The 26,291-nt window shown below is 38.9% G+C and carries 22 protein-coding genes and 4 tRNA genes; 10 read left to right on the top strand and 16 right to left on the bottom strand.

The genetic code is table 11. From position 1 onward, the window contains the following. Positions 1–133 precede the first annotated feature (133 nt). Positions 134–370 (top strand): TIGR02647 family protein, encoded by a 237-nt coding sequence (locus CXF74_RS05225; protein ID WP_101081340.1) that lies wholly within the window; start codon positions 134–136, stop codon positions 368–370. A 65-nt stretch (positions 371–435) separates the two neighbouring features. Then, positions 436–1,242, top strand: a complete 807-nt coding sequence (gene xthA / locus CXF74_RS05220) for an exodeoxyribonuclease III (protein ID WP_101081339.1) — start codon at positions 436–438, stop codon at positions 1,240–1,242. Between the two features lie 83 nt (positions 1,243–1,325). Here the strand turns inward: xthA and CXF74_RS05215 are convergent, their stop codons facing one another. The 6 genes from CXF74_RS05215 to CXF74_RS05190 form a co-directional block, all read right to left on the bottom strand. Beyond that, positions 1,326–3,545, bottom strand: a complete 2,220-nt coding sequence (locus CXF74_RS05215; RefSeq protein WP_101081338.1) for a bifunctional diguanylate cyclase/phosphodiesterase — start codon at positions 3,543–3,545, stop codon at positions 1,326–1,328. Positions 3,546–3,670: 125 nt separating this feature from the next. Beyond that, complete coding sequence (locus CXF74_RS05210) at positions 3,671–4,366, bottom strand: TIGR01621 family pseudouridine synthase (RefSeq protein WP_101081337.1); 696 nt, start codon at positions 4,364–4,366, stop codon at positions 3,671–3,673. Beyond that, positions 4,360–4,917, bottom strand: a complete 558-nt coding sequence (locus CXF74_RS05205; protein WP_101081336.1) for a UPF0149 family protein — start codon at positions 4,915–4,917, stop codon at positions 4,360–4,362. Before CXF74_RS05205 ends, CXF74_RS05210 begins: the two co-directional genes overlap by 7 nt. A 65-nt stretch (positions 4,918–4,982) precedes the next feature. Next, on the bottom strand, positions 4,983–5,945 hold the full coding sequence (gene pfkA / locus CXF74_RS05200) for a 6-phosphofructokinase (protein ID WP_101081335.1): 963 nt from the start codon (positions 5,943–5,945) through the stop codon (positions 4,983–4,985). A gap of 519 nt (positions 5,946–6,464) precedes the next feature. Continuing rightward, positions 6,465–8,027, bottom strand: coding sequence for a SulP family inorganic anion transporter (locus CXF74_RS05195; protein WP_101081334.1), 1,563 nt, complete (start codon positions 8,025–8,027; stop codon positions 6,465–6,467). A gap of 302 nt (positions 8,028–8,329) precedes the next feature. Then, the gene (locus CXF74_RS05190) at positions 8,330–8,806 is read right to left on the bottom strand and encodes a hypothetical protein (RefSeq protein WP_101081333.1); all 477 of its coding nucleotides are present in this window, start codon (positions 8,804–8,806) and stop codon (positions 8,330–8,332) included. 268 nt (positions 8,807–9,074) lie between these two features. Between CXF74_RS05190 and CXF74_RS05185 the strand changes: the two genes are divergently transcribed. Beyond that, entirely contained in the window at positions 9,075–10,763 is a 1,689-nt protein-coding gene (locus tag CXF74_RS05185) for an ABC transporter substrate-binding protein (RefSeq protein ID WP_101081332.1), read from the top strand. Positions 10,764–10,893: 130 nt separating this feature from the next. On the opposite strand, the gene CXF74_RS05180 is transcribed toward CXF74_RS05185, so the two are convergent. Beyond that, entirely contained in the window at positions 10,894–11,964 is a 1,071-nt protein-coding gene (locus CXF74_RS05180; protein ID WP_101081331.1) for an AI-2E family transporter, read from the bottom strand. Further along, positions 11,958–12,212, bottom strand: a complete 255-nt coding sequence (locus CXF74_RS05175; RefSeq protein ID WP_101081330.1) for a hypothetical protein — start codon at positions 12,210–12,212, stop codon at positions 11,958–11,960. Before CXF74_RS05175 ends, CXF74_RS05180 begins: the two co-directional genes overlap by 7 nt. Positions 12,213–12,335: 123 nt before the next feature. On the opposite strand from CXF74_RS05175, the gene CXF74_RS05170 reads away from it, so the two are divergent. Further along, positions 12,336–13,781, top strand: coding sequence for a M48 family metalloprotease (locus tag CXF74_RS05170; RefSeq protein ID WP_232772444.1), 1,446 nt, complete (start codon positions 12,336–12,338; stop codon positions 13,779–13,781). A gap of 111 nt (positions 13,782–13,892) precedes the next feature. Here CXF74_RS05170 and CXF74_RS05165 read toward each other — a convergent pair whose 3' ends face one another. Both CXF74_RS05165 and CXF74_RS05160 read right to left on the bottom strand, forming a co-directional pair. Then, a complete protein-coding gene (locus tag CXF74_RS05165; protein ID WP_101081329.1) occupies positions 13,893–15,068 on the bottom strand; it encodes an HD-GYP domain-containing protein in 1,176 nt (391 codons plus the stop codon). A 21-nt stretch (positions 15,069–15,089) separates the two neighbouring features. After that, positions 15,090–15,425 (bottom strand): hypothetical protein, encoded by a 336-nt coding sequence (locus CXF74_RS05160; protein ID WP_232772443.1) that lies wholly within the window; start codon positions 15,423–15,425, stop codon positions 15,090–15,092. Positions 15,426–15,705: 280 nt separating this feature from the next. Here CXF74_RS05160 and focA point away from each other — a divergent pair, with 280 nt between their 5' ends. After that, positions 15,706–17,193 carry a formate transporter FocA gene (focA, locus tag CXF74_RS05155; RefSeq protein WP_101081328.1) on the top strand — a complete coding sequence of 496 codons (1,488 nt, stop codon included), beginning with the start codon at positions 15,706–15,708 and terminating at the stop codon, positions 17,191–17,193. 57 nt (positions 17,194–17,250) lie between these two features. Here focA and CXF74_RS05150 read toward each other — a convergent pair whose 3' ends face one another. The 6 genes from CXF74_RS05150 to CXF74_RS05125 form a co-directional block, all read right to left on the bottom strand. Next, entirely contained in the window at positions 17,251–18,162 is a 912-nt protein-coding gene (locus CXF74_RS05150; RefSeq protein WP_101081327.1) for a LysR family transcriptional regulator, read from the bottom strand. A 147-nt stretch (positions 18,163–18,309) separates the two neighbouring features. Continuing rightward, positions 18,310–19,209, bottom strand: coding sequence for a putative metalloprotease CJM1_0395 family protein (locus CXF74_RS05145; RefSeq protein WP_101081326.1), 900 nt, complete (start codon positions 19,207–19,209; stop codon positions 18,310–18,312). 11 nt (positions 19,210–19,220) lie between these two features. Further along, on the bottom strand, positions 19,221–19,493 hold the full coding sequence (locus tag CXF74_RS05140; RefSeq protein ID WP_101081325.1) for a hypothetical protein: 273 nt from the start codon (positions 19,491–19,493) through the stop codon (positions 19,221–19,223). Between the two features lie 136 nt (positions 19,494–19,629). Next, positions 19,630–21,165: a carbon starvation CstA family protein gene (locus tag CXF74_RS05135; RefSeq protein ID WP_101081324.1), complete on the bottom strand. Its 1,536-nt coding sequence runs from the start codon at positions 21,163–21,165 to the stop codon at positions 19,630–19,632. 612 nt (positions 21,166–21,777) lie between these two features. Then, the gene (gene btsR / locus CXF74_RS05130; protein ID WP_101081323.1) at positions 21,778–22,506 is read right to left on the bottom strand and encodes a two-component system response regulator BtsR; all 729 of its coding nucleotides are present in this window, start codon (positions 22,504–22,506) and stop codon (positions 21,778–21,780) included. Next, entirely contained in the window at positions 22,500–24,191 is a 1,692-nt protein-coding gene (locus CXF74_RS05125; protein WP_101081322.1) for a sensor histidine kinase, read from the bottom strand. Before CXF74_RS05125 ends, btsR begins: the two co-directional genes overlap by 7 nt. Before the next feature lie 105 nt (positions 24,192–24,296). Between CXF74_RS05125 and CXF74_RS05120 the strand changes: the two genes are divergently transcribed. The 5 genes from CXF74_RS05120 (at position 24,297) to CXF74_RS05100 (ending at position 26,231) form a co-directional block, all read left to right on the top strand. Next, the gene (locus CXF74_RS05120) at positions 24,297–25,595 is read left to right on the top strand and encodes a DEAD/DEAH box helicase (protein WP_101081321.1); all 1,299 of its coding nucleotides are present in this window, start codon (positions 24,297–24,299) and stop codon (positions 25,593–25,595) included. A 210-nt stretch (positions 25,596–25,805) separates the two neighbouring features. Continuing rightward, positions 25,806–25,882: transfer RNA gene (locus tag CXF74_RS05115), tRNA-Pro, on the top strand. Positions 25,883–25,930: 48 nt separating this feature from the next. Beyond that, positions 25,931–26,007: transfer RNA gene (locus CXF74_RS05110), tRNA-Arg, on the top strand. Between the two features lie 17 nt (positions 26,008–26,024). Beyond that, positions 26,025–26,100 (top strand) — tRNA-His (locus tag CXF74_RS05105). A gap of 46 nt (positions 26,101–26,146) precedes the next feature. Beyond that, positions 26,147–26,231 (top strand) — tRNA-Leu (locus tag CXF74_RS05100). The last annotated feature ends 60 nt before the right edge of the window (positions 26,232–26,291 follow it).

Here is a 26,291-nt window from a genome sequence, read left to right as displayed (position 1 = left end):
AGCTTAAAAGCCCGCAAGTTTTCGTTTTCTTGCGGGCTTTTTTGATCTACCCCAACTTACTCCCTTATTAATTTGCAATCTGCTTTCAAGCCCTTATGATGAAACTTCCCCTATTCAAGAGAAGTGAGAAATCATGACTAAAAATTATTCTGATACCCTGTTTGAAGAGATGAAATTACTAGCTAAGTTCCCAACACAATCTCAATTAGAAGGCATTAAAATTCACAACGATGCAACCCCTATTGTCATCACTGCTGCAAAAGCACTTTTCGATAAAGGGCTTATTTCACAAACAGATGGCGGTTACTTAACAGACAGCGGCATCGAGACAGTTGATAATCTACATCGAGTTTTAGCAACACTAAGTTAAAACAGTTGAGTTCTTAAACTGACCGCGCTACATTCAGCCCTAATTTTTTAAATTAGGGCTTTTTTATGAAAGTTATCTCCTTCAACATTAATGGGCTTCGTGCTCGCCTTCATCAACTACAAGCAATTATCGATAAACATCAGCCCGATGTTATCGGCCTACAAGAGATAAAAGTACACAATGACATGTTTCCTGTCGAAGCTGTCGAAGCGATGGGTTACCACGTTTATTTTCACGGCCAAAAAGCACATTATGGTGTGGCTATGTTGTGTAAAAAAGAGCCTGTTTCAGTACAGTATGGTTTTCCTAGCGACAATGAAGAACACCAGAAGCGTATGATAATGGTGACGCTTGAAGATGATAAGGGTGAAAAAACCACTATTTTAAATGGTTATTTCCCACAGGGTGAAAGCCAAAAGCACGAAACAAAATATCCTTATAAACGTCAGTTCTACATTGATTTAAATACTTATCTTAATGAAAACCACACCCCAGAAGACAATGTGATTGTAATGGGAGATATCAATATCTCACCTGCAGACATTGATATTGGTATTGGTGAAGTGAATGCTAAGCGTTGGTTACAAACAAAGAAATGTAGTTTCTTACCAGAAGAGCGTGAATGGTTAAAAACGTTGATGGATTTTGGTTTTACCGATACCTTCCGTTTGTTAAACCCAGAAGTAGATGATCAATATAGTTGGTTTGATTACCGCTCTCGTGGCTTTGATGATAACCGAGGCTTACGTATTGATGTGGTATTAGCAACACAGAAATTAGCGGATAATACAGTTGATACTGGTATCGATTATGAATTAAGAGCGATTGAAAAGCCTTCTGATCATGCCCCTATCTGGACAGAATTCGCATAAAGAGATGGTTTTGTAAAAAATGAAACTATCAGTAATAAAAAAGGCAGATTAACGTTTAATCTGCCTTTTTTATTCACATTCATCTAAAGTGCTTTAATTAACACTTCTTCAATCGTCAGTGGTTTAAAATAAAAGAAACCTTGTGCGATGTCAGCGTTTAACGCAATCAGTATATCGGCTTGTTCTTGCGTTTCGACACCTTCAACCACTACTCTCATCGATAAATTTTGGCAAATTTGCAACATACCTTCTAATACAAACAACGCCTTTGCCCCCTTTTCAATATGAGTAACAAAAGAGCGATCTATTTTTATTACATCTAAAGGTAATTTAAGCAGATATGAAAGTGAAGAGTACCCGGCGCCAAAATCATCTAAACAAAGTACAAACCCCAGGGCTTTTAATTCTCTAAGATGCTGAATGGCCATATCGCTGCGTACCAAAGCATTTTCAGTGATCTCGATTTCTATCTGACTAATATCTGAATCTTTTTCAGCAATGATCTTCTTCAATTCACTGATAAAATCTGAATGATGCAAAGAATTGGCTGATACATTAACCGATATTGGTTTTGTTATTGCTGGATTCTCTGCAATAAGCGCTAATGCTTTCCTAAAAACATACATATCAATATCAAAGTACAAGCCAGATTGTTCTGCAACCGGAATAAAAGCATTGGGTGAAATAAGCCCTTTAATAGGATGTTGCCAACGTATTAAAGCCTCATAACCAACGACATATCCTTCTGTCATTGAAACTTTTGGCTGTAATACTAGAAATAACTCTTCGTTTGCAATGCCGTTACGCAAGTCAGCTAATATATCCAGATGTGCACGTTTATCATCTTCAAATTTTGATTCAAATAACTGCCCCACCCCACGCTGATGCTCTTTTGCAACCTTGAGTGCAATTTCTGCATGGCGTAACAAGAGCTCGATATCAAAGGTTTCAGTGGATAAATCACAGGTTGCTTCACCGACAGTGACACCTAAACGTAACGAATTTCCTTCAATCATAAAAGGTTTTGAACATTCTTTAGTGATATCTCGATAATGCCAATTTGTATCGGGTAGCAATAAAGCAAACACATCTGAGTGTAAACGCGCAATAATACCATCACTTAAAAAATCTCGATTAAGTGATGACGTTACTGCATTTAAAACCATATTGCCAAACTCAAAACCCAGGCTTTCGATAATTTCGTGAAAATAATCTATATCAACAATAAATAACGCCATGCTAGATTTCGCTGATTTTAATATTTCAGAGGATTTTTCAATAAAACCAGTGCGATTATAAAGCCCTGTCACCTCATCATAAAAAGCAGCGTTATTAAGATGCGTAAAGAATTTAGCGTTTTCTAAGCCTAAAGAAATATTTAAACAAAATAATTTAAGTAACTCTTCGTCAACTTCATTAAGACTGAGCGGACTGTTGATCACCACCACACCTTCCCAACCCGAGGGAGTGGAAAGATATAAGCTACAGAGGTTTTCTTGTATCTGATTTTGTTTATTTATTAAGGTATTCTGAGCGATCTCAACTTCGTGGCTATTCGATATATCTTGTAAATCTTTACCATAGAAATCATGAAAACTCGGTGAGGTAGCAACAACAAAGTATTGGCTATCACTTTCATCAATTAGCTCAATGGGGCCATCTGATGGGCTCTGCGAGACACAAAAAATGCCTTGGCTAGAGAGGTTAAACAGTGCGTTAATCTGCTGTAAAACACCACTAGCGAAATCATGAACAGAGCGTTCTTTCATTAAACTCGCAGATGCTTCGATAACATTTCTTAAGCCTTTTTTGCTCTCATCGAGCGCCCTTAAATGGTTATAAGAACGTATGGCCGTGGCAATAGAGGTAAAAAGCTTATCTCGGGTTAATTCATTTTTAGTTTTATAATCATTGATCTCGTAGCGAGATATAATTTCTTCTTCAGGGCTATAACCAGGTTGCCCTGTACGCAAAATGATTTGCACATTATCCATCAACAGTTCATTTCTAATTTTATCAGCAAGCTCTAAACCCGCATCAGAAGTCTCCATAACAACATCTAACAGAATAACTGCACAGTCAGGGTTATCTTTTAATAATAACCTGCCCTCTTCACCCGATAATGCGCTGATGAATTCAATTTTACGACCTAATATCTTAACGCCAGAAAGTGCCAGTTTGGTGACGTCATGCACTCCTTGATCATCATCAATAATCGCAATTTTCCACTTTTTAAGGTCATTACTCTGATCATCAACCGTTGTGATTTCATCATCAATAATGGTTAGCATTAAGTCATCCATCGCACCTTCCTTGTTTTAGCGCATTACTTATGATAAGAATAGAGATCTATTACTTCAAAAGTGTAGTACAAAACAGAACGACAAAAAAAGTTAAAACAGGTGATGAAACTCACTAATAATAAATATTATACTTTTGGCCAAGATAGCTGATTTAAATCCTGTAGCGCATCGAGTTGTTCAATAAATTCTTTACATTGAAACCATGCACCTGTTCGAGGTAAACAGCTGAAAGTAAACGACTCACCTAATAAACAGAAATTTATTTGATAAGCGTGTAAATATCCACGATCATAGTTATTTTCACTTTCTGCATATAAGTGGTCACCACAAATAGCACTACTAATACTTTTTAACGCTACGCGAATTTGATGTGTTTTACCGGTTTTAGGTTTCACCACAAACAGTCGTTTTCCCTCAACTAATGGATAACTAAAAAATTGTGTGATAGCGAGATTTTCTTTATTAGTCGTTAGCTTCCACATTGAGCGACGAGACTTTTCCATCCCGCCTTTAATTAAGCCCTGTTTTTTTTTCGGTTTTTTATCACTAATAGCGACATAGAATTTTTGTATTTCTTGTGTTTTAAAAAGTGTCGCGAGTTCATGCGCAATCGTTGATGATTTCGCTAACAACAATAAACCTGATGTCATTTTATCCAGACGATGCACGCTATATAATTTTTTATTTAAAAACTTCTCTGCTGCAACAACCACACCAAATTCACCGTCTTCACTGTGGAAATTGATACCCGCCTCTTTATTGATAACAATAAAATGATCGTTTTCAGCAACCAGTGAAAAATACTGTTGATAATCTAACATGCAGCTTCTCCAACCAGACATTGATGGCCATAACGGCTCAATAAAGTAGGTAATAAACTAATAATGTCAGACTCTGAAGGCAGTTGCTCAAAGAGCGCTAATTTCTGTGCATCTTCGGTTTCACTTGAGGCCAGTTTGTCCAATAACAACAAACAGGTTTGCTGTAAGTTAATCGCTGTTTCACCTTCTGGGCCTAGTTGCATATTATCAATCAACATGACCGCTTGAAGATAACCCTGCGCAAAGTCGACAATCTTCAATACTTGTGGGTTTTGCTTATTATCACTTTCTAATGATAACGGCAACTGTTGTTGAAAACAGTGCATCGATTGTTGGTAGATAGCTAACGCTACCTGCGCAAAATCTGTTGCTAATTTTTCATTTGAGAAACAGCTCTCTCCGCTTAGAAAAAGCATCGGCATCCATTGCTCAAGCTCTAGCTCACTACTTGCCATTGCACAGATAAAAGCATAAGCAAAATCAATATCAACACAACTTTCACTTATCTCAGACCAGTTATATAGTTTTTGTAAGTCTTGATAATTTTTCATTTTATTTCTCCCATAAAAAAACCTACCAGAGGGTAGGTTTTTATCACTTCAACAAACAGCCATTTCTAGAATAGTGCGTGTGAAAGGTCAAATAAATCTTGACGGAAAGGACGTTTCATATCTTCTAAACATTCAATAATATCATGATGAACCATCTGACCATTTTGAATGCCGATACAACGTGCGCTTTCGCCTTTCATTAACAAATCAACACCAAAAGCACCCATGCGGCTTGCTAAAATTCGGTCAAATGCCATTGGAGCACCACCACGTTGAATATGACCTAAAACAGTTGCGCGTGTTTCACGGCCTGTTTTAGCTTCAATTCGTTTAGCCAATTCATTGACATCGGTTACATGCTCAGTGATAGCGATAATAGCGTGTTTTTTACCTTTTGCTTCACCGTGAGCAAGTTGCTCAAGTAGTTCTTCTTCATTGAACCCTTTCTCAGGTACGATAACGTATTCACTACCACCTGCAACCGCTGCCCATAGTGTTAAATCACCACAGTAACGGCCCATGATTTCAACAATAGAAATACGATTATGCGAAGATGATGTATCACGTAAACGGTCAACAGCATCAACGATTGTATTTAAACAAGTCATGAAACCAATAGTATAATCAGTGCCCGCGATATCATTATCAATCGTGCCAGGAATACCGATACAAGGGTAACCCATTTCGCTTAATTTTTTCGCGCCCATGTAAGAACCATCACCACCAATAACTACAAGTGCTTCGATACCATGTTCTTCAAGGTTAGTAATCGCTTCTCGACGAACACTTTCTTCTTTAAATTCAGGGAAACGCGCTGTACCTAAGAATGTACCACCACGATTAATAATATCTGAAACAGAGCGACGCTCTAATTTTTCAATTTTATTAGCGTGAAGTCCAGCGTAACCGTCGTAGATACCGTAAACTTCGATACCATTTGCTAAACAACTACGGACAACAGCACGAATCGCTGGGTTCATACCTGGCGCATCGCCACCACTTGTTAGTATTCCAACTTTTTTAATCACGTTTTACCTCAACCAATAATGGAAAATAATTTTTTAATTCAGTTTAGCCGTTCTGTTATACGAGACTTGTACGGCATTTTTATGACACAGGTCGTTTATGATACTGAATATTGTAGACAGTTTCTCTATAAACCCAGTGTACCTTTTTTTTCTAATGATGTGCTTAAATGATCATAAACTTTCGCTAAATAACTAAACTCAGCGAATTACACCATTCACATCAAATTATTTAGTGATTATCTTACAGCAAAGTCTCAATTTCTTTGTTCTTTCGCAATTAAACAGTAAAAAACAATGTCATCATACTGTCATATCCGTTGATTAAATTAACCTTACTTAAACAACCAAGAGAGTGAATATGAAGAGCAAAAAGAGAACTTTACGAAATAAACATATTTGGTACTGTGTTTGGAACAGTAAAACCCCGAACCAAAGCCCTAAGTGCGATGCGATTTATCAACCGACACGCCACTCAGCAAAATAAAAACAGCGCACCGGCGCTGTTTTTATTTTCTAATACTAACCTAACGTATCTGAAGTCACTTTATACGATGGATCTTCTATTAAGTTAACTTCAACTAATACACCCGCTTTATTCAATAACTTTCTACAGTCTCGGCTCAAGTGACGAATATGTATTTTTTTACCTTCACGCGTATAACGATCAGTTAATGTGCTTATCGCTTCGATTGCAGATTGATCTACAACACGTGAACCTTCAAAGTCGACAATAACGTGATGCGGGTCATTACTAATATCAAATAACTCTAGGAAATTACTCACAGAGCCAAAGAACAGAGGTCCGTTGATGCTGTATGTCTTTTCATCTTTCTCTTCATTAGCAGAGGTAACTGCATGAATATGTTTTGCATGTTCCCAAGCAAATACCAATGCAGAAACAATAACACCCACAAAGACCGCAATGGCTAAGTCAGTTAATACCGTCACTAAACTTACCAATACAATAACAAAAGCGTCTTTCTTCGGTACTTGAGACATCATTTTAAAAGATGCCCATTCAAATGTACCCAACACAACAATAAACATGACACCAACTAATGCAGCAAGTGGCACAACTTCAATTAAACCAGAAGCGAATAAAATAAATGCAAGTAACGCAAGGGCTGCAGTAATACCAGATAAACGACCTCGTCCACCCGAGTTAATGTTGATCATTGACTGACCAATCATTGCACAACCACCCATGCCACCGAAAACACCATTGACCATATTAGATGCACCTTGAGCGATACATTCTTTATTCGCTCGACCACGTGTGCCTGTCATCTCATCAACAACCGTTAATGTTAATAATGATTCAATTAAACCAATAGCAGCAAGAATAAGTGCATAGGGTAAAATGATATATAACATGTCAAATGACAGTGGCACATCAGGTAATGCAAAGCTTGGTAATGTACCCGCAATAGTGGCAGATTCATCGCCAGACATTGCACGTAGGAAGTCAACAACTGTACGAGTATCAAGAGCAGGAACAAAATAAACTAATAACGTAACAGCAACAATTGCAACCAGTGTTGACGGTACTGCTGTCGTAAATTTAGGGAGATAATGAATGATAGCCATGGTAAGCAAGGCTAAACCAAGCATAATGTAAAGTGGGGAGCCTTGTAACCATTCCAGTTCACCGGCTGCATTTTTCACTTTAAACTGCCCTAATTGAGCCAGGAAGATAACAATCGCAAGACCATTAACAAAGCCTATCATTACCGAATGTGGCACCATGCGGATAAATTTACCCAGGTGAAATACACCAAATAATACTTGTAATAAACCGGCTAATAATACGGCAGCAAAAAGATATTGGATGCCGTGATCAGCAACTAATGAGACCATTACAACGGCCATTGCGCCTGTTGCACCAGAAATCATGCCTGGACGTCCGCCAAAAATAGCAGTAATGATACCTACCATAAATGCGGCGTATAATCCAACCATAGGATCAACACCAGCAACAAATGCAAATGCCACCGCTTCTGGCACAAGCGCCAAGGCAACTGTTAAGCCTGATAAAACATCATTTTTTACGCTGTTCTTACTGAATTTGGGGAACTCAAACACGCTTATCTTCCTTTATTTAACACTCAATTTTGTGGGCGCAAATTATAGCGATTTTTTCGAAAAACAGCAAAACAAACCTTTTTTAGTTATAGCAAGTGCCACGGTAAGCGCATGGTAAATATAACCCGATAGATTTAGTGTGGCTTAGCTAAGTTCAAAAGTAATTAACCATAAAGTCACGAAGAAAAAGAAAGCTGAAGGAGTGTTTTACAAAAAGGCAGGGAATAATGTGTTAAGTCAGTGTGAAATGGCAATATATTTGCCATTAATAATTTCTTTAATAACGACTTTAATAATTACTTTTATGTTTGAGCGTATTGCTCATTTAATGCAGCTGTCTGTTCTTGATAAGCTTGCATATTTTCCATTGCTTGCTGTTGTGCATTAGTCTCTAACACAAGTTCACGGGCATCTTCATTGTTAGAAAGATAATATGCAGTCGATGGAGACATATGACTGTCGTTATCTTTAGATAAGATATTAGCCATGTCTGAAGCGACTTGATAGTGCGTTTGTGCTTTTTTCACTTGTACCGCTTGCTCTAGTTTTTCACCTGTTAATGGGCTTTCTGGAATACTAGGTAATGTAACAGGTCGTTGAGAAATTGGCTGGCTAGCTACATTATCTGCTTTGGCTAATTGTTGCGCTTCAGCGGAGATAGAAACTTGAACGCCTTGTTCTTGTGCTGGTTGTGATTTATTAATAGGTGCAGGCGCTGGTGCAGAGTTTGATCGGCTAGTAGGGATAGCTTGAATTGCTTGATAACTATTGATTTGCATAATTGATCGCCTTATAAATAAGTAAGTAGAACTTGTTTCCTACAACGCACTCTTTTAGTAAAAAAAACAGTCAAAATCCATTTGTAAAACAAATATATCTTACCTTGGTCACAAAACAAACATTAATTTAAAATTATCTGTACATATTTCATTCTGCTTATCATTTCATCCGTGAATTACTTCACGCTTAAAAGGTGAAACCCTCCAAGCAAAGCTAAAAGCTGATATATTAGGCGTTTATTATTACGCATTTAACCAAGGAAGATTTATGTTTTTACCACTGGGGAAAAAAACACTCACCTGCCTATTAACGTCAGCATTAATCAGCACATTATTTAGTCCACTTGCAAGCGCACAAGAAGGCGCGACTAAAAAGAACGTACTGACGCTAGTTTCTCAGTTTAAACCTAAATGGGAGCGTAATTTCAATCCCTTTCTAGCACAAGAACGTGTGCCAACGACGATGCAGTTTATTTATGAGCCTTTAATTGTTTTTAATGATTTAAAAGGTGGCACACCAGAATATCGACTTGCAACCTCGCATCAATTTTCAAGTGATCTAAAAAGTATCAGCTTTGATATTCGTCATGCAGTGAAATGGTCAGACGGCACAGATTTTAGTGCAAATGATGTTGTTTATTCTTTACAACTTGCTTTGAAAGGCGGGAAATTGGATCCACAAGGTCTCGCTAAAAGCATCACTGCCGTTGAAAAAGAGGGTTTGAATACCGTTAAAGTATCATTAACTAACATCGATACTAATATTGCCAATAAAATTGTACGCGCACCGATTGTCCCAAAACATATTTGGTCCGCCATTGATTCTCCAGAAACCTTTAGCAATGAAAACCCGGTTGGTACAGGCCCTTTTACAAAAATAGAAGTCTTTAAAGAAAGTGTTTATGTTCAATGTCGAAATCCGCATTATTACGACGATAAAAACCTCTCTGTTGATTGTATTAAAATGCCTCAAATTAGTGGTAACGAGCAGCTATTAGCAGCCGCAATCAAAGGTGACTTAGATTGGACCTCTGCGTTTATTCCAGACATAGATGAGGTATTAGTCGCTAAGAATAAACATTATAACTATTGGTTACCTGCAGCAGGTAGTGCGTCATTTATTCTCAATTTCAAATCACCTAAAGCAACTAACCGAGCCGCATTTAACGACATTAACTTTCGTCGCGCTTTTTCAATGGCATTAGATCGTAAAGCCATTGTTGAATTAGCCGGTTACGGTTACTGGTCAGAAAATAACTATCCCGATGCATTGGGTGATCAATTTATTGCCTGGTCAAATCCACAGGTACAAAAAACCTATGGCAAATTTAATACCTACGACCTACGAGCTGCAAAACAGCTTTTAGCACAGAGTGGTTATATTGATATCAACGGTGATGGTTTTGTTGAATCACCAGAAGGTAAACGCATTAAATTTCGCATAATGGTGCCTAATGGATGGTCTGATTTTATTAATACTGTGCAAATTGCAGTAGAAGGGTTAAAGGAAGTTGGCATTAATGCAACGGTTTCTACACCTGATTTTGGCATCATGGTTGATAAAATGAAGAATGCACACTTTGATGCGGCATTCACTAACTACTTTGCTGGCCCTAATCCGTACCGTTATTATTTTACTGCGTTCCATTCATCGCAAATGGATAAAGACCGCTTTGCTGCACATCATTATGTAGATACCGAGTTAGATAGACTGATTGACTCATTTACACAAACAGCTGATAAACAAGAGCAGTTAGCCATTATGCATGATATTCAAGCGCGTATAGCGGCCAATCAAACAACCATTCCAACGATGAGTACTAACTATAACTATCAATACAATACAGAGCGTTATACGGGTTGGTTCAATGAACAAAATCCAGGTGCCATGCCCGTTGTATGGCCCGATACACCCGCGCGTTTATTACACGTGTTGAACCTAGAGCCTGTTCAATAATACAAAAACACTTAATGAAGTGTTCAAGAATTACGCTGTAAACATTTGCATTAGCAAAACATAAAAACAAAAATGCCGCTTTATTAGCGGCATTTTTATTGGTGTTGATTTATATTGTTAGTAATGATGATTACTCTTTATTCTGTATCAATCGCTCTCTATCGGGCCATGCATTGAGTACCGCTTTCACTAAGGTTGCCAGTGGGATAGCAAAAAACACTCCCCAAAAGCCCCACAACCCACCAAATACTAAGACCGCAATAACAATAATAACAGGATGTAAATTCACCGCTTCAGAGAACAACAGTGGCACAATTAAGTTACCGTCTAATGCTTGCACAATACCGTAGGCGACCATCAAATAGACAAAGTCTGCTGAAAGTCCCCATTGAAACAGCGCCACAACCGCAACAGGTACCGTAACGGCAGCAGCACCAATATAAGGAATAAGAACAGATAAACCAACCAGTACAGCGAGCAAGGCGGAGTAGCGTAAATCCATAAAGAAAAACACAAAATACGTCGCCACACCAACAATTAAAATTTCAATAATTTTACCACGAATATAATTCATGATTTGGCCATTCATTTCTACCCATACTTGCTCAGCAAGCATTATGTTATCGGGTAAAAATTTCTTCATGCTGTTGGTTAATACTTTTTTATCCTTAAGGAAAAATACCATCATTAAAGGCACTAAAATGGCGTATACAATCAAAGCTGCAATATTCAATAATGAACTAAATGACTGCGATAATAAAAAACCACCGCTATCGAGAATATAAGTTCGAATGTTTTCCACAATAAGTGCAATGGTAATAGTATCAATCATGTCAGGATACTGCTCTGGTAACGTCGCTAAATAAACCTGAGCTTCATTAAACATCGCAGGTAAATCTCGAATCAAAGCAGCGCCCTGCTTGAATACCGTGGGTAAAATACCTAAAAAGGCAAATACCGCCACAGAGATAAACAGCGTCATCACTATAAACGTCGACACCGTGCGGTTGAGCTTGAAACGCATTAAATAATTGACCGGCCAATCAAGCATGTAAGCCAGCACTAACGCAACAAATAATGGTGCAAGGATGCTACCAAAAAAATATACGGTTAAAAATGCAGCCGTTAACAGTAAAAAGAGCACACTCAAGTTTGGATCTGCGAAACGGTTTTTATACCACTCTGTTAGCTGTCTTAGCATTCAGTATTACCTTTATTAGCATTGATGATGATTAGTGAGAACAGTGTTTCATGTTTTAATATTTGATAGTGATACGCTTTTTTATCAAGATACAAAATTATATCCGACATCGCAGATTCGCTAGAAAAAAGAAGTTTAAGTGAACAATTTTTTGTATCGGGTGTCGATAATAGTTCACGCTTTAATGTGACTTTTAGTGTAACTAATGCAAGTGGGCAGCGTATTGATCGTAAATCCAATACGGTCATAACAGACCTCAGTCATAAAAATGAATCATTATTACCTTTGCTTGCAGATAAGACAATCATCACTTGCAATAAATTGAAGCTTGTTTATGATTTTATTCTTCTCTTTTCAGATGAGCCGTTAATGTGTTTAACAAATCGATAGTTGTATCTCTTTTTTTTCTATTTTTCTTTTTATCTACGGCTAGCAAAGCCTCAAATTCGTTACCCGATATTGGTACCGTAGGTGCTGGTGCGCTCACGATTGAAAAAGAAAAAGAATATGGCTGGGCATTTCGTTTAATGGCCAATCAGGCTTTGCCGATGGTGCACGATCCGGTATTAAACCATTATATTAATGATCTTGGACAAAATATTGTTTCTCATGCTGATTCTGTAAAACTGCCCTTTTATTTTTTCCTTATTGAAGATAAAGAAATCAACGCAGCAGCCTTTTTAGGCGGCAACGTAAAAATACATACAGGTCTGTTCTTGTATGCAAAAAATGAGAGCGAATTAGCCGGTGTTGTTGCCCATGAGGTGGCACATATTACCCAACGTCATCTAGCACGTATGTTAGAGCAGCAATCATTTAGTAACCCCGCAACCATGGCTGCTATGGCAGGTTCAATTTTACTCGCATTAGTTTCTCCAGCGGCAGGTATGGCGGCATTGAGCACTAGCATGGCATTAACTATGCAGTCACAAATTAACTACACTCGTTTGCATGAATTTGAAGCGGATAGGATTGGCATTGCCACGCTTTATAACGCTGGGTATGATCCTTACGGTATGGCTGATTTTTTTGGTAAATTAGCAGAGAAATATAAATACGCCTCGATGCCACCACAAATGTTATCAACCCATCCTTTACCAGAAACCCGTTTAGCCGAAGCGCGTTTACGTGCGGGGCAACTTCCCCCTAAAAAAATAAAAAGTAACCTCGCCTACCAGCTCAGTAAAGCTCGCATCACCGTACGTTATAATAACTTAACGGGTGCAGGCGCTGTCTCTTATTACAAGAGCCAACTTAAAAATCACAAATATCAGCTTAAAGAAGCAGCTCAATATGGTCTTGCACTGGCTTACTTTAAAGATAAAAATTATAAACAAGCGCACAAATTGGCGATTGAACTTGTTAAGGCCAAACCAAGAAACCTTTTTTATCTCGATTTTGTTACTGATACTTTATTAGCCTTGAAGCAAGCTGACAAAGCGATTCAATTGCTCACGCCCTATCAGAAACAAACACCAGAAAATTCTGTACTGACACTCAATTTAGTTATTGCACTGCAAACAGTCGAAAAATACGATCAAGCAGAGAAATTATTAGAGCGTTTTTTACGTACGCATCCAAAACACATATTGGCACATTTATTAGCCATCGATCTTTATAAAATCATGAAAGAGCGCGCCAAAGAACACGCCGTTAAAGCACAGTATTTAGCACTACAAGGACGCTTTAGAGAGGCGAGTCAAGAGATGGGTAGTGCATTGGTATATGCAAAAAGCAACTTAAACCAAGCACGTTATAGCGCCAGTATCGAACTTTATAAAAAGCAGGATCTGCGCTTACAATCTTTACAAGAGTAGTGTCTGTAGGGTGAAGTATTACCCTGGGAAATAAAGAGGTGATACAAAGTGACTTTAATACGCAGAGTGAAATCGAGGAGAAAAGCTTAATTGATTATTAAGCTTTCATATTTAAGCTTCAACATTCCACTTTGCGTATGATTCTACTTTTAAAATTTTAATCGCTTCAAACTTTGAAAGGTCGAGTAATTTTCGTGGTATATAGCTTCGTGTTTTAACATTTAAAAAGACTTCAACAATCGGTTTTAACATGTTCTCGTTAATATCGATCACTTTCGCTAAATGTTGATTACTTAACATCACTAAACTATCAGGCGGATAAATACCAACCGATTGAATAAATTCTCTGACAAGACTCGGATTAAAATGCGCCCCACCCCACTTAACTAACAGTTTTAATACCTCAGAAGGCTCTTTGCCAACGTGGTAACAACGATCTGCCGTTAACGCGTCATAAACATCAACAATCGCAGACATCTGACCATAGCGACTTATTTGATCTCCTTTTAATCCCAGTGGGTAACCATTACCATCAAATTTTTCATGATGCTGTGCCGCTATATCCATCGAAATTTGAGAAGTTCCTTTGGTTTTTTGCAAAATTTTACGACTGTGCACCACGTGTTCTTTCATGATAACAAACTCTTCAAGCGTCAATTTCCCGGGGTTATTTAATATCTCATCGGGTGTCAGGGTTTTACCAATATCATGCAATAAACCACCAATCCCCACTTCATGGATTATTTTATCCGAAAGTCGCATGCTTTTAGCAAACGCCATCATCAAGATAGAAAAACTAACAGAATGCTCAAAAGTATAAATATCCATAGAGCGAATACGTGAAAGCCCCAGTAATGCATTGGGGTTACGTAAAATGGATTGGCTGAGTTTATTAATAACAGGGTTTACCTGCTCAAGCTCAATATGTTGACCCATTTTAACATTGGCCATCATCTCGCTAATAAATTCCCCAGCTTGTGCAAAAGCAACCTTGGCTTTTCCCAGTTCTTCGAGTGCAGTGACTTTAGTCGGTTTATTATTAACGCGTTGATCGATGGCTTCACGTAACTGACTATTTCTAGGTTCGCGCTTTTCTACAAAAACATCCAACCCTTTATTTGTATCTATTTCAATACTTTTAACACCGGCTGAAATTATTTTTGCAAGGTCAGATGCTTTTTCTAATTTAAAACGATTTAACGCAAAAGGATGATTTAACCAACCACACTTTAAATCGTTAATGTACATCCCTTCTTTAAGCTCTGTCACGCTGATTTTTTTTAACATTTTTTCACTTTTACATCGCTATTATCGGCCAAAATATTGGTTAATAATGGCTTCTAAATTGTTTTCAAGCTGTTCTTCAAAATGATCTAAATTTTCACCAAACACAGCAAGGTATTGGCCAGCTTTAGCCGTGGTTAGTTTTTTAGAAGATAATTGAAATTCCATTTCCACTAAGCTTTTATCTAATCTAGGCACGATTGCCCAACGAATATACATTTCCGCGCACGCTTGAAGTTGCACCTGAGCAAATTCACAAAATTCGGCAACATACTGTGCCCCATCAGGCCCTAATGAACCCGGTTCCATACGGAAAAGTACCGTCATTTTTTTGTTTTCAGGAAAATTATCTGCAGTCACTACTTTATTACCCCTTTTGAATTTCCTTAATAATACAACAGCATTCAATAAAGGCAGGCTATATTGCTAAATTATTCATAATGAAATTGTAATTAAAACAAAAAAACCATCAAAAATATTGAATCTCTCTATCTAAACTATCAAATATTATTATTCGTTTAATCTCGATATTGTAGTTGGGCGTTACCAATAACGCTTTGTTTATAAAAGGAGAACAGCATGAATAAAACAAATTGTATCGATAACCTACTAGGGAGCGTGAATTATCACGATTGTCACTATGCACCCTAACTCACTTTATAGCGTAAAAAATGTAGCCCAAGATAATAATCAAGCAAACAGCTTAGTCGTCGATAATTTATTTGATACCGCTAAGCAATATGGCGTCAGTAAATGTGAAAAAAGTTTAACTAACTCTTTCATTCTCGCTATTTTCGCAGGTACTTTTATCGCTATTGCTTTTGTTTTTTATACCACAGTGACTACGGGCGCTTCCGATGTCCCTTGGGGGATGAGCAAACTCGTCGGCGGTTTAGCGTTTAGCCTAGGGCTTGTTTTAGTGGTTGTGTGTGGCGGTGAGTTATTCACCAGCACGGTATTGAGCTGCATCGCTTGGACACAGGGGTTGTGCTCAACCAAAGCCTTACTCAGCTGTTGGTCGCGGGTTTACCTTGGCAACTTAGTAGGCGCGCTACTGGTTGTCGGCTTGGTGCTGTTAGCCAAGATGGAACTATTAAATGGGGGAGCTTGGGGCATTAATGCCATGCAAATAGCACAACATAAACTTCACCATAGCTGGGGACAAGCCTTTGCGTTAGGCGTGCTGTGTAACCTATTAGTGTGTTTGGGTATCTGGATGACCTTTACCAGCAAAGATATGTTAACCAAAGCAGTACTACTGATATTACCCGTTGCCATGTTTGTCAGCAGTGGTTTTGAGCATAGCATCGCTAATTTATTCATGGTGCCCTTAGGTATTGCTATCAATGCATTCAGTTCAGCAAGCTTTTTAGAAGCACATGGCTTTGGCGCAAACGCCTTTGCAGACCTGACCTGGAGTAACTTTATATTTCATAACTTAATCCCAGTCACGATAGGCAATATCGTTGGAGGCGCCTCTCTGATTGCATTGGCTTATGCCAATAAACCTAAACATACGACCAATACACTGAACAACGCTTTAACCACTCAAACTTTATCAACTCAAGTAAATAACCAAACACAAGGAAACACTCAGATGAAAAACAAATTAAATAAATTGATTGTAAGTGACATTATGCAACCACAAACACTGCTTTTCTCTGCCGATAGTTGCATCTATCAAGCGTTAGCAGTCCTTAGCGAGCAAACATTAAGTGCAGCCCCTGTGGTGAACGATAAAGAACAACTGATTGGTTTTGTTTCTGAACAAGATATTCTGCGCTTATTATGGTCTGAAGAATACTCAGCGGATCTTAATTACCAGCTAAAAGATGTTATGCAGACAGAAATTCTAACGGTCGATGCGAGCCAAGCGATTACTACCTTGCTTGAATTTATGGTGGTGGACAAAGAGAAGCTATTCCCTGTAAATCAATCAGGTATGTTAATGAGTTCGCAATATCAGAGTTATGATCAACGTTTAAAAGCAGCAAGTGCCAACCGCCCAAGTATTTATCCGGTGATTCATGAGGGGAAAATATGTGGCATTATTACACGTAAACAACTTGCGCAACTGATGGCTAAGCAATATCAACCAGAAGACAAGCAGGAAAAAAAGGTCGCTTAGTTTTCACTACTCCATAACGGCTAAATAGCCGTTATGGAAATATAAAGGCAAAATATATTATAGGTTTTGCCTTTTTTTATAGGATCTAATCAAACGTTTTGCTTCTGCTAAAATACATTCGCGCAATGGGTTTTCACCTGCATCTTTACGCCAAACAAACGCCAAGTTACGTGTCATGTTCAATTCTGGCGTAGGCAGAATCACTAATTTGCCTTTTTTAACATCCGTGACAACATCTAAATAGGGTAAACAGCCTAAGTATGTCCCGTTTTGCACCAAAGCCTTAATAACAGCAACACTCTCATATTCTTTGTACACATCAATATTCTCAATTAAACCGTGTACCGCGCCATCAAATATACGCCGAGTACCCGCGCCCTGCTCACGTAAAATCCATTTTGCCTGTTCTAACTGAGCCAGATTAACAATCTTATGTTTTACATAAGGATGAAAAGCGCTGCAAATAATAACTAAATGATCCTCAAGTAAGTTTTCTTGGTAAATACGATTATCATCATTGCGCCCTTCAATAATGCCCATTTCATAATTATGATTAAGTATGCCATTAACCACACGGCCAGTATTTTCCACTGTCAATTCAATACGTAATTCGGGGAAGTCAGTATCAATTTTACTGATAAGAGAAGGCAGTAAGTGTTCCGCAAAAGTTTGACTAACAGACAGCGTGAATGAACCACTAATAATCTGCTGATCGTGTAAACCGAGCTCAATTTGTTGTGCATCTTGTAACAGACGTTTGGCCTTTGGCCTTAACCAACGCCCCCAGTGGCTAAGGGTTAGGCGGTTTCCTTGGCGTATAAAAAGCGGTCTATCGAGGATGTTTTCAAATTGTGATAATGACATGCTCACAGCAGATTGAGTCATTGATAATTTACGAGCAGCGGCACTGACACTCTCTTGACTTGCCACAGCATCAAAGACAGAGAGCTGTTTCAGGGTATATTTCATTAATAAGCCTTTTTATGAGTATCAATTTTATTGATACTTGATTGTGCTCAATATAATGAAAAGAATACCGACTTGCAAAGGAGGAATAATGATTGCTTGTTTTACATCAACTTTACATCAGTTTTATCGTTGATTTAAAACAAGACGTTAAGCTTGAATTTCAAAACTAGGGGAAGTGATGGTACTGGCACTGCTTTGATAATGCGCATTAATGTGAAAACTACGTTCACTCATCTGGGCTTGTATCGTACTATCAATATGAGAATGAGACTCTGGATCGCCTTCAATCGCTAAATTTTGTTGCCCTGTAAAATGATCCGGAGCATTGCTTTCACGGCTAGAGCTTGAAACTCGATTACTTTTTTCACCGCTATTATTGTCCTGTAAATCACTGCGTGCTTCGGATGCCATTTGATCCGCTTTAGCCGCTACTTTTCTATCTTGCCCTGAAGGCTCAGCGGGGGCCAGTGCAGCCGCTTTTATTTGTTGTGCTTTTTGTAGCGTCGCCTGCGGATCACCAGAGACTTTTGAAGTATCAATAGACACTTCTCCCGACACTGCATATTTTACGCCATCGGGCCCGGTTTTATAGCTGTACGTGGGTGAACCCGCATGTTGTCCGCCTACAGCAGCATGCGCCCTTTCATGTGAGCTCACTTCAGCATCACGTGATTTTAATGAACTGATCACCTCTAATTCAGCTTCACTATAAGTCGAGTGTTCACCTAGTTGCGGTGAATCTGGCGATACTTTCTTTGAAGCCTCTTGTGCGCCTGATGCTTCATCGGGAGAAACTTGTTGGCCTGCCTGATTAGCTGTTTTTTCAGCTTCATTCGCAGGTACGTTAGCCCCTGTAGGTTCAGTGAAGGTAGGTTTATCGTAAGTTGGGTTAACTGAGTTAGGTATAGAGGGGGATGTGGTATTTGAAACAGGTTGATGAGTGGTATTAACAGTAGCAGATGCATTTAATGGGGTGTCAGCGACACCCGCCACTTTTATCGGCGTTATGGAGGATTGTATCGGTAAGTGAGCAGCTGAGATATTCATCTAAGCGCAACTTAAACTCGAACGTCAACCAAGCTACCAACGGCTTCATCCGCAGTCACTTGATTATTTGATGCAAGCGATTGATATTCTGATACACGTGTATTAACCGCATCTTCATTCAGTTTTTTTGCTTCCTGAACCGGTTGTTCAGTAGTGACTTTATCAACACTCTGAGTCTGCTTTTGCACTTGCGTCGCTTGGTTCTGTACATTTGACGTATTTGGGTCATTACGTAATGCAGTAACCGATTGACTATTAACATTCACACTGCCGTTAATATCCATAGATGCTCTCCTCAATATTATTATTCATGATTAATTATCGTACAAAGAACAAGGGAATACGAGTTTTAAATAACAAAAAACCGCTACTTATTGCTAAGTAGCGGTTTCTAAAGAAAACAATAAATAATGAAGCGCGTTAGCTTTGTGTTGTTTCCTCTTTGAGTGTAGCATTTTCAATGCCTGAGCTATCAGTGCCTGAACGATCGATGACTGAATTATCAGTGACAGGTTCATCGGCAATGTGTTTGCCTTTAGAAATTTTGATCACATAAGTTGTTATCATCAGTGTCGCAATAATGCCCATTGTTGTTGCGATATCGATACCTAAACCCAAGCCTAATGAATTATTATTAAGAATAAAGGTAATCACAACGGTTGTCATAAACATCGCAGGTACCGTAGCAACCCAATGTAATTTATTGTGGCGTAATAGGTAAGCAGACGCAGTCCATAACATCATCACTGCGGTTGTTTGGTTAGCGAAACCAAAGTAGCGCCAGATAATACCAAAATCAACTTGTGTCAAAATCGCACCTAAGACAAACAGCGGTAACGCCATTAATAGACGATTACGAATCGATTTTTGTGGCATATTGAAGTATTCCGCCATGATCAAACGGCTTGAGCGAAATGCTGTATCACCTGATGTAATCGGTAAAATAACCACACCTAAAAAAGCAACAATACCGCCAAACACGCCTAAAAGACCAATTGAAGTATCATAAACAATCGCACCAGGGCCACCCGCACTTACCGCTTCTGATAATGCTTCAACGCTGCCAAAGAACGATAACGCTAATGCACACCAAATTAGCGCGATAACACCTTCACCAATCATTGCCCCATAAAAGACAAAACGACCGTTACTTTCATTTTCTAAACAACGCGCCATCAACGGTGATTGTGTTGCATGGAAACCAGAAATCGCGCCACAGGCAATCGTGATAAACAGTGCAGGCCATAATGGTAAGTCATTAGGGTTCATATTCGTGAACATCATGCTCATCTCATAATCGCCTAGCAGTGTATGTTCGCTTGAGAAACCTAATGCAACCACAAGTCCAACAGACATAAACACTAATAACGCGCCAAAGAATGGGTAGAAACGACCAATGATTTTATCGATAGGGACAATCGTTGCGATAACATAATAAGTAAAAATAATACCGACCATGACGATCATCGGCATCGCTAAGTCAGTTTGCTGATTAACCAAATTAGTGATCATGCCAGCAGGCGCTGAAACAAATACCACACCCACTAATAATAATAAAACAAGGGCAAAAATATTCATGAAGTGTTTAGCGCCATTACCTAAGTATTTTCCGGTAATCGTTGGCACTGAAGCGCCGCCATTACGGATAGATAACATACCCGAGAAATAATCATGTACTGCGCCGGCAAAAATACACCCTAATACAATCCATAACATAGCGGCTGGACCATATAACGCGCCCATAATTGGACCAAAAATTGGGCCAACACCGGCAATATTGAGTAATTGAACCAGATACACTTTGCTTTTTGACATCGGTACATAATCAACACCGTCTGTTTTACTAAAAGCAGGCGTTGTTCGATCTGTTTGTATGCCGAATACTTTTTCTATGAATGCGCCATAGAAAAAATATCCGCCTAATAACAATGCAACACAAAAGAGAAACCACAACATAGACTTAATCCTTTAATAGTTATAATAAGTAGTCTGCACTTTCAACTAAGCAATCACCAATGTCATGGGCTGATTAAGTGAGTGGTCATATTGCGCTTTAAGTGGCAAATAGAGGGAATAAGCGGTTTTGATAAAATTGAATATGGGGATCACCACGAAGAGAATCTAAGTGATGGTTGACTGACTTTCCTTCGTGATAAACCATTTTTGAATGGTTAGGTTAACCAACAATACAAATAATCACCACGAAGACGCTACGCTACACAGAGAACACGAAGAAAGACAAAAGCATTAAGGGTTACTTCCTTTTCCTTTGTGGTAAACCGTTTTTTGAACTGTTAAATTAACCAACAAAACAACTCATCACCACGAAGACGCGGCGCTACACAGAGAGCACGAAGAAAGACAAAAGCATTAAGGGTTACTTCCTTTTCCTTCGTGGTAAGTCGTTTTTGAATGCTTAATTAACCAACAAAACAACTCATCACCACAAAGACGCTGCGCTACACAGAGAACACGAAGAAAGACAAAAGCATTAAGGGTCACTTCCTTTTCCTTCGCGGTAAACCGTTTTTTAAGTGTTTTTCAGTTGAAAGCGTTGTAATAATTAAATTAACTCAGCTGAAATCTATCTTTAAGCATTTTCAAATAGCGACGGCTTACCGGTGCAACCGCCCCACTCGTTGTTATAATCTCAGCCAATGAGTTATCCAATAAACGAATCTCGCGAATAGCATTAGGGTTAATTAAATACTGTCGATGACAACGCAATAATTCTGTTTTTTCCTCTAATACTTTCAAACTTAGCGAACAGCTATTTTCAGTACTATCCGCTTGGTTACCGATAATATGTACACCCGATTGGTCGCTATAAGCGATTTCTATTTCACTCGGTTTCAGCAAGACATAACGATTAAAACCCGCACAGGGAATCAGGCTCAAGGGTTTATTCGTCAATGCCTTATAATCCGTAGGTTGCACTGACGATTGAACACGTTGTAATGTTTTTAGTAAGCGACAAGGCTCAACGGGTTTCAAAATATAATCAAAGGCATTATCTTCAAATGCTTGTAGTGCATACTCATCAAAAGCCGTCACAAAGACCACTTTGGGCATGGTTTCAACATCTAACATTGCCAACATTTCCATGCCACTAATTTGAGGCATTTGAATATCTAAAAAGATAAGATCTGGTTTTAACTGATGTACTTTTTTTAGCCCCTCGATAGCATTATTACAAGCGCCTACAATCTCGACATCAACTTCGTCTTGCTCATCTAATAATGCAATAAGCTCTTCACGCGCATATTGCTCATCATCTATTACTAATACTTTTAGCATCTATGATTCTCTTTATTATAAGGAAACCTAATTTCAGCTCTGGTGGAAATACCAGACTGGCATAACATGGTTAAACCATAGCGCTCACCAAAACTATTCTTTAGGCGTTTATCTACTATCTGCAAACCAAGCCCCGTTTGTAGCTCTGTCTCATTCAAACAATAAGTACCGGCATTATCAATCACCTTTAATAACACAACACCATTTTCAAGATACCCCGTCACATCAATCACGCCATTTTCAAGCAAGGTTGAAGTGCCATGCTTAATGGCATTTTCGACCAGAGGTTGCAACGTAAACGTAGGTACATACTGCATTAATAATTGCTCATCAATATTGATATTAACCTTTAACCTATCTGAGAAGCGCGCCAGTTCAATCTCAAGATAGGCATGAATATGTTTAAGCTCATCTTGAATCGTCACTGACTCTATATTGTGTTTTAAATTTCGACGGAAAAATTGTGATAAATGCTGAATCAGCTGACGCGCTTTATCGGGATCACGTCGAATCACCGCACTAATCGTATTAAGAGCATTAAACAGAAAATGTGGATTCACCTGCGCCTGCAATAACCTTAATTCCGCCTGTGTTAACAAGGTTTGTTGCTCAATATAACGACTACTTAATATTTGATTAGATAACAGTTTCGCCAGCCCTTCTCCTAAACTACGATTCAACGAAGAAAATAACTTCTGTTTAGGTTCATAAAGCTTAATGGTACCTAATACCTGATTTTCGCTGTCCAACAATGGGATAATTAATGCAGCGCCTAACTTACAGCTATTATCAATCGAACATTGATAAGCGACCTCGTAACCATCGGCAAAAATAAGCTCTCCATTCTCAATAGCTTGTTTGGTATGTTGTGATGAAATCAAGGTACCCGGTAAATGGTGATCATCACCAATGCCAATAAAAGCTAATATTTTATCTCGGTCGGTTATCGATACCGCCCCGACGCCCGTTTCTTCATAAATTATCTGGGCAATTTTTTGTGTATTCTGCTGATTAAAACCACTGCTTAAAACACCCACAGTGCGCTCTGCGATGGTTAAAGCTTTACTAGAAAATGAAGCAGAGTATTTTTCATAAATAGTTTTTCTGTCCTGAATAATACTCATGAACAAAGCAGCACCCAGCGAATTGGCAATAATCATCGGTAACGCAATGGTTTTCACTAGGTCGAATGCTTGCTCATAGGGCTGTGCGACTAATAAGATAATCGACATCTGCATCACTTCAGCCACTAGCAAAACGGCAAAGGCTAAAAATGGATTGAAAATTCGTTCCACTAATCCACGGCGCATATAATAAAGATGCACTAACCCACCAAGCAAGCCTTCAGCCGTGGTTGAAATAGCACAGGCGACATCAGTAAAGCCTCCCATCGAATAACGGTGCAGTCCGCCGGTTAAACCAACGGAAAAACCCACAAAGGGGCCACCTAACAAGCCGCCCATGACCGCACCAATGGCACGTGTATTTGCAATTGCATTTTCAATCGCCAAACCAAAATAAGTACCAAGAATACAAAACAGGCTAAATACTACATAACAGGCTAAGCGTTGTGAGAAACGCCCTGAAAGCATTGTAAGAGGCATAAAAAGAGGGGTTTTACTGAGCAAATAAGCGATCACTAAATAAACGCTAAGTTGCTGTAATAAAGAAAATATAAGTTCCATAAAAGCTTTTTCCGGGTGCGGGAATAAAAAAAGGTTATAACTGTTATTAACGAGTACGTTATACTCGCGCTCTTTAAAAATATTTGCAATAAAGTGGTGATATAAATGAGTGTTGATGCAATTGGTTTATCTTCAGAATTATTAAAAGCGGTTAAAGCTTGTGGTTACAAAACCTTAACGCCGATTCAACAACAAGCGATCCCGATGATCCGCTCTGGTGCGGATGTCCTGGCGAGCGCGCAAACAGGTACGGGTAAAACAGCAGCCTTTACTTTACCTATTTTAGATATGATTGCTAAAAATAGCAGCGATAAAGTAGCGAACAATCGAATTATCAAAGCCCTGATTTTGACACCTACACGTGAACTTGCGTTGCAAGTGGCTAAAAACGTCAGTGAATACAGTCAATTTATGGACTTAACTTCAGGGGTTGTAACGGGTGGAGCAAATACGCCACCACAAGTTAAAATGCTAAAAGAAGGTGTTGATATACTGATCGCAACACCAGGACGTTTACTTGAGCATCTTAATGCACGTAACGTAAACCTCTCACATATTAAACACTTAGTATTAGACGAAGCCGATCGTATGTTAGATATGGGCTTTTTAACTGATATTCAGCAGTTAATGGATGTGGTTAAACAAAAGCACCAAACAGTGATGTTTTCAGCAACATTTTCGCCAAAAGTAAAAACATTAGCGAATCAACTGCTACATACACCTAAGACAATTGAAGTTTCACCATTAAACTCAACCTCAGGTAAAGTAAAACAACAGGTTTACTGGGTATCAGAAGCGCGTAAGCGTGAATTGTTATCTGAGCTTATTGGTGTTAAAAACTGGAAACAAGTATTAGTGTTTGCAGGCACAAAAGAGAGCGCTAACTTACTGGCTAAAGAACTTAAGCTAGACGGTATTAAAACAGCGCTTTGCCATGGTGACAAAAACCAAGGTGCGCGTAATAAAGCCATTGAACAATTTACTGAAGGCAAAGTACGTGTTTTAGTTGCAACGGATGTAGCCGCCCGTGGTTTAGATATTCCCAACCTACCTTATGTTGTGAATTTCCATCTGCCGTTTTTAGCAGAAGATTATGTGCATCGTATTGGGCGTACTGGTCGTGCAGGAAAAACTGGTACCGCAATCTCACTGGTTAGCCCAAAAGACGAACGATTCTTAGATAATATCGAAACATTGATTGGTCGTCAGTTTGAGCGAATCGTTTACCCTGGTTATGAAATGAGCGAACATTTTGAAGCGCAAGATGGCGGCACTGAAAAACCATTAAAGAAAAGCCGTTACAAAGCATCGCAAGAACATAATCAAATGATTGAACGTAAAAAAACAGAAAATACGCCAGCGGCATTACGTCGTGCTAAAGCGAAGAAACGTAAACAACGTTAGTTTTTAGTCAATATGGTCACGCATTAACCATCAAAACGTTAATGCGTGCATTTATTGTTCATCTAACACATTAAACGCAAATAGTATTTGACGAGTGCGTCACAACTCTTTAATATCTCGCCTCGTTGACCAGGCACAAACCTTTCAACGTTAGGTGGTTCGTGAATTAAGTAACTTATCTCCATTACTTGCAAGAGTATTAATAAATGTCGGTGATTAGCGCAGCTTGGTAGCGCACCTGGTTTGGGACCAGGGGGTCAAAGGTTCGAATCCTTTATCACCGACCACATTACAAAAAATATGTTTGTAAAACGTGTTTAAAGTGAACCAGCTATGCGCCCTTAGCTCAGCTGGATAGAGCACCTCCCTTCTAAGGAGGTGGCCACAGGTTCGAATCCTGTAGGGCGTACCATATTTAAAAGTATAGTGGCGGATGTAGCTCAGTTGGTAGAGCCCCGGATTGTGATTCCGGTTGTCGCGGGTTCAATCCCCGTCATTCGCCCCATCTTTTAGATATAAAGTAAGTGAGAAGCAGTACAGTTTAAATAGATGCGGAAGTGGCGGAATTGGTAGACGCGCTAGATTTAGGTTCTAGTATCGTAAGATGTGAGAGTTCAAGTCTCTCTTTCCGCACCATTTAAACAAAACAAGTTTGAAGTGAAATCTGGATTTAGGTTCAGCTATTCCTTAGGTAAG

The sequence above is a fragment of the Psychromonas sp. Urea-02u-13 genome (genome assembly GCF_002835995.1).
GTDB lineage: Bacteria > Pseudomonadota > Gammaproteobacteria > Enterobacterales > Psychromonadaceae > Psychromonas.
Note: the sequence above shows the minus strand (reverse complement) of the source record. Positions and strands in the feature narration are given on the sequence as shown.